The sequence below is a fragment of the Verrucomicrobiota bacterium genome, from assembly GCA_034440155.1.
Lineage (GTDB): Bacteria > Verrucomicrobiota > Verrucomicrobiia > JAWXBN01 > JAWXBN01 > JAWXBN01.
The window spans coordinates 1-7664 of record JAWXBN010000119.1; the positions used below are offsets into that span (position 1 = coordinate 1).

Sequence of the window (7664 nt, forward strand, 5' to 3'; positions counted from 1 at the left end):
AAGGCAAGTTCAATTTGAGCTTGGGTAGGAGTCAGAGACCCATTGGGGGTTGTCCACACCTTGCCCGATGCACGGCCGGGAACCAATCCTTTCTCCAAGATGCCCGCAACGTTGGCCTCGCCAGTATAGTGATAGATTTTCCCTCCCGTATTTGCGGCTATAAATCCGGGCACCAAGTCATCGGAGACCCGCGTGTCTGCTAATGCAGATTGGTAGTCGTCCCGAGCCTCCAAGGGGGCATTGTCGTAGCCAGAGTTCGGGGATTCAGCAGCGTCATAGCCCATGCTGACGCCACAAATCAAGGGACTTTGCAGATTCACTACGGCAAAACTCCCCGTCGTAGCCCAGAGTAGGCTAAGCAGGAGCACGAGCATCCGTCGTAATGGACGAAAATCAGTCATCGTAGTGTCCTCTCGCCTGAGCTACGATCAAACTGTCCCCTTCTACCCGATAGATCAGCCTATGCTCCTGATCGATTCGCTTTGACCACCATCCAGAGAGCTCACCTTTCAGTGGTTCTGGTTTTCCCGCACCTCGGAACGGATCTCGTTTGGTTTCCTCGATCAGCCGCAGCAGCCGCTTGGCTACCTTGGGATTCAATTGAACCCAATATTGCAAGTCCTCAAAGGCCTGCTCCCTAAATTCCAAGCGCACGTTTCAAGTCCTCCGTGGTTTCAAAGACCAGGTTCCCGGGAGTTTTGGCGGTGATGGCTTTACGAAGCCGTTTCGCATTCTTTGGTGAACCCAGCAGTCGTGCGGTTGTGTCCCCGGATTGCTGCGGCGGCACACTCGAGGGAGTGAGGGTTTTGGAAAGAATGAATTCTTTGATGGTCATGCCAGCGAAGGTGGCGAGCGTTTTAATCTGCCGATGCTGTTCAGGTTCAATCTCAATGGTGAGTCTGTTCATACCCCTAAAAATACCAAAACAACCAATTTTGTCAACCAGTCAGCTCTCACCACTTCAGCGCATCGGGTGTTGGCGACAGGGGGTTCGTCAACCTTATCTCGACAGCTCCATAACCCATTAAACAGCGCATGAGTAAACATCTCATTTCGCCTCGCCAAGTGGAGTTTTCAAACGGATCGTCAGGCACGGCTGATGGGCCGCAGAACACTGCCACGTCTGAACAGAGAAGTGTTATTTTCCACGAACTGATCATAAGGCAGTGGGGAAATGACTAGGCACCTGCTGCGGTGGACATGAGCCATCGCTGTAGATTCTGGGGAACTCCTCACTACCAAAATCCCAAGTTTGTCCATTTAATGTAAACCACCCACATCCCCACAACAGAGCTGCACTCAGGATTAATTTCAATGGTTTACACGGACGCATTTTGCTCGCAAATCAAACCCGTTTCCCCCACGCCCTTCAAAGAAGAAAAAAACTTAAATCGCCCTTTGACCATAAAACGAGGAGGGGGGGGGTTATACAGTGGACATATTCCTGATGGGTCGGGCTTCTTACCGGATACTGGGGGTCTGGGACGAGCACTGGATGGGGTGGGACCGTGACTGCCCTGCCGCAATTTGCGGCACCTCACTTTTGATCTCTGATTTTCAGGACTCTCCTTCGAGGAGAGACAATTGGAGCGTTTGTGATAGAAAAGATTTATGTTCATGTGCTTTAAGGCCCGGCACGCCGAACCGCTGGATCGAGAATCCCCTGTCGCAAATTGCGACAACTCCTTTTCCTTTTCTGCCTCACTTTTGGATCACGAGTTCCGCTGCCGCCTCGGACGAGACACGTTATCTGGAACTCATTTTTTTGTGGCGCGTGCGCTGATTCTTCAGTTCACCCGGCCTATGGTGTGCCTTTGTCAAAAAGGCCCTGACTTTTTCCACCTCCCTCGGTCGTTGGCAAAGGCCTAACCAATTTACAGGAAATACCTACAATGAGGGCAAATTGCTTTAGCACCTTAAAAAAAGTCATCTTTGAGGGTGAAGCTCTTCGAATTGGATTCGCCCCCTCTCCTTCCAGGGAAACATTCTCGCCTCTGGAGGGAATGATTGATCTTTCCGGAGCAATTTGCTTGGATGGCCTGACAGTAAACAAAACACGATGCAAAAGAATTATGATTATTTGGTATTAGGCAGCGGGATAGCGGGACTTACGTTTGCCCTCCAGGCGGCTGAATATGGCTCGGTGGCCATTGTCACAAAAAAAAATAAGGCCGAGTCGAATACGAACTATGCCCAGGGCGGCATCGCTGTGGTGGCCTCGGGCGAAGACTCCTTTGAAGCCCATGTCCAAGACACCCTGAGCGCCGGAGCGGGTCTGTGCAAAGAAAAAATAGTCCGCACGATTATCGAGGAAGGGCCAAAGTGCGTGCAGGAACTCATCGACCTCGGGATGAAATTCTCCCAGCGCGTGGTCACCGAGGACCGGGCGAAGACACGCCTGCGCGGGGTGAAATATGACCTAGGCCGTGAAGGCGGCCACTCGAAACGGCGCATTTTACATTCGGGTGACGTGACCGGGAGGGAAATCGAGTCAGCCTTGCTGGATGCGATCGCGAAGAATGACAAAATCCAGATCTTCGAAAATCATTATGTCATCGACCTGATCACCACCCAGAAACTCGGGTATGTCGAGGAGAACGCCTGCCTAGGGGCTTACGTCTATGACCAGATGCATAAACGCATCGTTACCTTTTGCGCGAAAACCACACTTCTGGCGACGGGTGGCTGCGGGCGTGTCTACCTTTATACGACGAATCCGGATATCGCCACCGGTGACGGGATCGCCATGGCCCACCGTGCCGGAGCTATGATTTCAAATATGGAATTCATCCAATTCCACCCCACCTGTCTTTTCCATCCACAGGCAAAAAGCTTCCTGATCAGCGAGGCTGTCCGGGGTGAAGGCGGAGTGCTGGTCGACGGGCACGGGAAGGAATTCATGCAGAAATATCATCCACTGAAATCCCTAGCTCCCCGCGATATTGTGGCCCGCGCCATCGATGCGGAAATGAAAAAGACGGGAGCGGCCTGCTTATTCCTGGATATTACATCCAAAACACCGGCATTCCTCAAAAAACGTTTCCCGAATATTTATGAGACCTGTCTGAAATACGGGATCGATATGGCTAAGGAATCCATTCCCGTCGTTCCCGCCGCCCACTATTGTTGTGGCGGAGTCGCCACCGATGTCAACGGGCGCACGAATATACGCAATTTGCTCGCCGTGGGAGAGGTCGCCTCCACCGGGCTCCACGGGGCCAACCGTCTGGCGAGTAACTCCCTCCTCGAAGCCCTCGTGATCGCCCATCGCGCCGCCGCATTTTGTTCCGGACATCCCAGCGCCCATCCGCGCAAAAAATACTCGATTCCCGCTTGGCAATCCGGGGACGCCCATGATGCCGACGAAATGGTCATTATCCATCATAATTGGGATGAAATCCGCCGCCTGATGTGGGATTATGTCGGGATCGTGCGTAGCACAAAACGCCTCCAACGCGCGAAGGCGAGGATTATTAATTTACAGCGCGAGATCCAGGAGTTCTACTGGGATTTCAAAGTGAATACCGACCTCCTGGAGCTTCGTAATATTGTCACTGTGGCCGAGTTAATTATCGACTGTGCCCTCCTGAGGAAAGAAAGCCGGGGCCTCCATTACACCCTCGATTACCCCGAGAAAAATGATACCCAATGGGTCAAGGACAGTATATTGAGTTAGGCAGCCTTTGAATCGGGGGGGAGGATATTGAGGCGTCCATGAATGTCCTGAGTAATATCCGCCACTGAATCGAGGATCCTTGTCGGGACATAAGGATAGGCATGAATATCCTCACGTTTGGCCGAACCGGTGAGCACCAAATAAGACTGGAACCCCATTTCGACAGCTCCCCTGATATCAGTCTCGAATGTATCTCCGACCATGACCGTGTCCGCCGTGCGTTTACCCAGCTTATGCCGGGCTTGTAACATCATGAAAGGGTGAGGCTTGCCCAGATGATAACATTTTTTACCGACCGCCGACTCCAAAAGGGCGGCGACAGCCCCGGCACCCGGCCGAGGCCCTTGATCAGTCGGACACCATGTGTCGGGATTCGTACTAATTAATTGCGCTCCTTTGGCGAGGCAGCGCATGGCTTTCTCGACGAGTTCAAAGCTGAGGGTACGGCCTTCACCAATAATCACGTAGTCCGGATCAACCGCATTAATCGTAAAACCAATCTCATCCAATGCCTTCAGGAGTCCTCCCTCCCCAATGACAAAAGCGCTCCCCGTAGGGCGTTGGCGAATGATGAATTCGGCAGTGCATTGCGCTGCCGTATAAATAGCTGTACACGGCACTTTTATATTTACCTGAGCCAGCTTAGCCTCGATGTCACGCGGGGTCCGTTCAGAGTTATTCGTGAGCAACAAATAGGGAATGCCATATCTTTGCAGGGTATCAATAAACTCATCCGCACCCGGAATCAGCTTCCCACCCGTGGTGAGTGTGCCATCCATATCAATCAAATAACCTTCTTTGATCGTATTTGTGAATTTTTCATTTGAGTTCATAATTGAGTAATCCAAGCAATTTATATGCCACGATTTCATAACTAATTATTGACAAGCGCATCTTTATGCTTCTTTTGTTGCAAACTCGTCCGGAAACTGATTGATTAGCCGACTTGTTTTTTCCTGCGTTTGCAGGAGGAATACGATTGACGGCCATGGTCGTCTCGTTAGTGTAGCAAGGTTTTACGATTAGACAGGAATTGGAGATTATAGAAAATAATGAAACGTACATATCAGCCGTCCAAGAAAAGACGAGTCCGTAAATTCGGATTTTTAGCCAGAACAAGAACCAAAAATGGTCGTGCGACCCTCGCCCGTCGCCGTGCAAAGGGACGTAAACGCCTTGTGCCAAAGGGTGTGGAAAAGAAATTCGCACGCCACACAAAAGGTTAGTCAAAACGAGACATAAAGATTCCTGTTTGACCCGGCCAACATGTCATTGACCTTCCCGAAGTCTGCGAGATTAAAGACCCGCGCAGACTTTGAGCGGGTTAAAGAAAACGGCAAGAGAATATCCTGCCGTTATTTTGTGCTCAATATATTGGCTAGTGAAATGATCACGGGTCACTTGGCCCTAGGCATTATCACCACCAAGAAAATGGGGGCTGCGAATAAAAGGGCCAGGGCACGCCGGTTAATCCGGGAGACATTCAGAATCAACCAACACAATATCAAAACACCTTGTCATCTGGTCGTCGTCGCAAAGCGGGATATTTTAACCCTCAAACAGAAGACAGTGGAAAATGAATTTATCCGATTGTGTCAAAAACTGGAAATCTGGAAGGATTAATGCCGCGCAATTTGTGGCATTAGTGCTGATCCGAGCCTATCAACTGATACTCTCGACGGCTCTGTCTGCATTGCTAGGGCCTGGGCATGGATGCCGTTTTTATCCCAGCTGCTCCTGTTATGCTGCGGAAGCGGTAGAAACTCTCGGCTTTGCCAAAGGCATTATTTTTACTGGTTGGCGCCTCCTCAGGTGCCAACCTTTTTCAAAAGGGGGGCTTGACCCCGTGCCCCAAATGATCAGAATCGGGGCCCGTACAAATCAGAAGAACTTAAATACCCCGGAGATAAATCGTGGATAAAAAATCCATCATCGTAGTCACGCTGTGTGTCGTCCTCATGCTTTTATGGGGGCCGATCACTCACCTTATATTTCCTCCGAAACCAAAGACAGTTTCGAAACTCTCGGCTACTTCGGAAAATGCCCAGGCCGCCGATAATGCTTTGGACAATATCCCGCTCCCCTCAGCTGCGGAAAAATCTCCGGATAAAATCTGGGGCACAAGCAAAGTGCCTCCTGTTAAATCCAATAAAACAGCACGGCCTCCTGAATCCCCGAAAATATCGGTTATTGAAAATGCTCAGCTCCGTATCGAGCTGAGTAATATCGGTGGCGGCGTGCAGAGATTTATCCTCAAAGAACACTTTAACCATCATCTTGATAATGATTCGACAGACAATGTCGTGATTAACTGCCAATATGCAAATAAAGACGGGCTCCAAATCCCTGGGTTTGTACTCATCGGAATCGATGACCTCTCTCCTGAAACGATATTTTCTACGACCGATGCGAGCGACGAAGTCGTCTATGAGACAACCACTCCTGCCGGCATCAATATCCGGAAGACTTATAACCTTTCCCGTGAGAGTGACTACGGGCCGATCCTCCTCATCGAGATTAATAATAATTCCGGAAAATCGTTAAGCCTCAAAAAGGTTTTTATGACCATGGGCACCATCGGCCCACTCACCACGACAGAAAGTGCTGCTTACATCGGTTTTGACCTCTTCGAAAAGCCAAGTGTGATCCGTAAACATTATGACACTGTAAAAAAAGAACCATTTGAATCCAATAATCCCTTGAGCTGGGTCGCCATCAAAAACCAATTTTTCACCCTGATTGTCCAGCCCTACCAATTCCCGGCATCAGGTTTTTATGCCGAGTCGATCAGCGCTCCCGAAAAACCGAATACATTTGCGGCTCTCCTCGGGGTCGGCGACCAGACAATCGCCTCGGGCGAATCCATCAGCCTAGAATATAAAATCTACGCCGGGCCAAAGGAATTCAAGCGTCTCAGAGAGCTCGGGGATAATAAAGACCAAGTCATGGCATTTGACGTTTTTATGGGTATGACCCTGAAAATATTCGGTTACATCACCCAAATGCTTTTGGCCATCCTCATTTATATTAATAGTTATGTCCATAATTTCGGTTTGGCCATCGTCATTATTACCGTCTTCATCAAAATCATTTACTGGCCATTAACTGGCCATGCCACGAACTCCATGAAAAAGATGGCGGCACTCCAACCCCGTCTGACGACGATCCGGGATAAATACAAGGATAACCCCCAAAAACTCCAGCAGGAGATGATGAAGATGTACCGGGAATACAAGGTTAATCCCTTTAGCGGATGCCTTCCCGGCCTTCTCCAATTCCCTGTCTTTCTTGCATTCTATTCCATGCTCCAAAGTGCCATTGAGTTACGCGGGGCGAAATTCCTCTGGATCAAAGACCTTTCGCAGCCCGACACGATTTTCCATCTCTTTAATGTCTCGTGGCTGCCGGTTAATCCGATGCCTTTGATCATGGCCGCATCAATGTTTGTCCAGATGCAAATGACCCCGATGAGCGGGGATCCCGCCCAAAAGAAAATCTTCATGCTTATGCCGGTTATTTTCCTAGTGTTTTGTTACAATTTCTCGTCAGGACTGTCTTTGTACTGGACAGTTCAAAACTTACTGACAATTCTCCAGACGTGGCTTTCGTTGAGGAAAAAAGATCCCCTCTTTGAAAAGCTGCAGTCATCAAAATAATCACATCTACAGGAGTCCATCTGCCATGAGTCAAAAGCCCATCTCCGATTTTATCGATCATCATTACCGTCACTTTAACGCGGCCGCACTCAAGGATGCTGCCGAAGGGTACATCCGCCATTTGGATAACGGCGGAAAAATGTTCATGACTATCGCAGGAGCCATGAGCACTGCTGAGCTAGGACTCTCTCTGGCTGAAATGATCCGTCAGGATAAAGTCCACGCCATTACCTGCACCGGTGCTAATCTCGAGGAGGATGTCTTTAACCTCGTCGCCCATGACCACTACGAACGGGTCCCTAATTACCGTGACCTGACCCCTGCCGACGAGC

General features: G+C 49.9%; 10 protein-coding genes. 6 read left to right on the top strand and 4 right to left on the bottom strand.

Going from position 1 to position 7664, the window contains the following annotated elements; genetic code table 11:
• From SGI98_12220 to SGI98_12230, 3 genes are all read right to left on the bottom strand, one after another.
• A partial coding sequence (locus SGI98_12220) for a hypothetical protein (protein MDZ4744166.1) occupies window positions 1-401 on the bottom strand: 401 nt, incomplete at its 3' end.
• On the bottom strand, window positions 394-654 hold the full coding sequence (locus SGI98_12225) for a Txe/YoeB family addiction module toxin (protein ID MDZ4744167.1): 261 nt from the start codon (window positions 652-654) through the stop codon (window positions 394-396). The genes SGI98_12220 and SGI98_12225, both read right to left, overlap by 8 nt.
• A complete protein-coding gene (locus tag SGI98_12230; GenBank protein MDZ4744168.1) occupies window positions 638-907 on the bottom strand; it encodes a hypothetical protein in 270 nt (89 codons plus the stop codon). The genes SGI98_12225 and SGI98_12230 overlap by 17 nt, the downstream gene beginning before the upstream one ends.
• Before the next feature lie 1152 nt (window positions 908-2059).
• Here SGI98_12230 and nadB point away from each other — a divergent pair.
• A complete protein-coding gene (gene nadB / locus SGI98_12235; protein MDZ4744169.1) occupies window positions 2060-3676 on the top strand; it encodes an L-aspartate oxidase in 1617 nt (538 codons plus the stop codon).
• On the opposite strand, the gene SGI98_12240 is transcribed toward nadB, so the two are convergent.
• A complete protein-coding gene (locus SGI98_12240) occupies window positions 3673-4509 on the bottom strand; it encodes an HAD-IIA family hydrolase (protein ID MDZ4744170.1) in 837 nt (278 codons plus the stop codon). The two genes, nadB and SGI98_12240, sit on opposite strands and share 4 nt — an antisense overlap.
• 219 nt (window positions 4510-4728) lie before the next feature.
• Here SGI98_12240 and rpmH point away from each other — a divergent pair, with 219 nt between their 5' ends.
• The 5 genes from rpmH to SGI98_12265 form a co-directional block, all read left to right on the top strand.
• Window positions 4729-4902, top strand: coding sequence for a 50S ribosomal protein L34 (rpmH, locus tag SGI98_12245; GenBank protein ID MDZ4744171.1), 174 nt, complete (start codon window positions 4729-4731; stop codon window positions 4900-4902).
• A gap of 40 nt (window positions 4903-4942) precedes the next feature.
• Window positions 4943-5299 (top strand): ribonuclease P protein component, encoded by a 357-nt coding sequence (gene rnpA, locus SGI98_12250; GenBank protein ID MDZ4744172.1) that lies wholly within the window; start codon window positions 4943-4945, stop codon window positions 5297-5299.
• Window positions 5253-5597 (top strand): membrane protein insertion efficiency factor YidD, encoded by a 345-nt coding sequence (gene yidD, locus SGI98_12255; protein MDZ4744173.1) that lies wholly within the window; start codon window positions 5253-5255, stop codon window positions 5595-5597. Before rnpA ends, yidD begins: the two co-directional genes overlap by 47 nt.
• Window positions 5590-7332: a membrane protein insertase YidC gene (gene yidC, locus SGI98_12260; protein MDZ4744174.1), complete on the top strand. Its 1743-nt coding sequence runs from the start codon at window positions 5590-5592 to the stop codon at window positions 7330-7332. The genes yidD and yidC overlap by 8 nt, the downstream gene beginning before the upstream one ends.
• A 25-nt stretch (window positions 7333-7357) precedes the next feature.
• Window positions 7358-7664: deoxyhypusine synthase family protein (locus SGI98_12265; protein ID MDZ4744175.1), on the top strand; the 307-nt coding region annotated here is incomplete at its 3' end.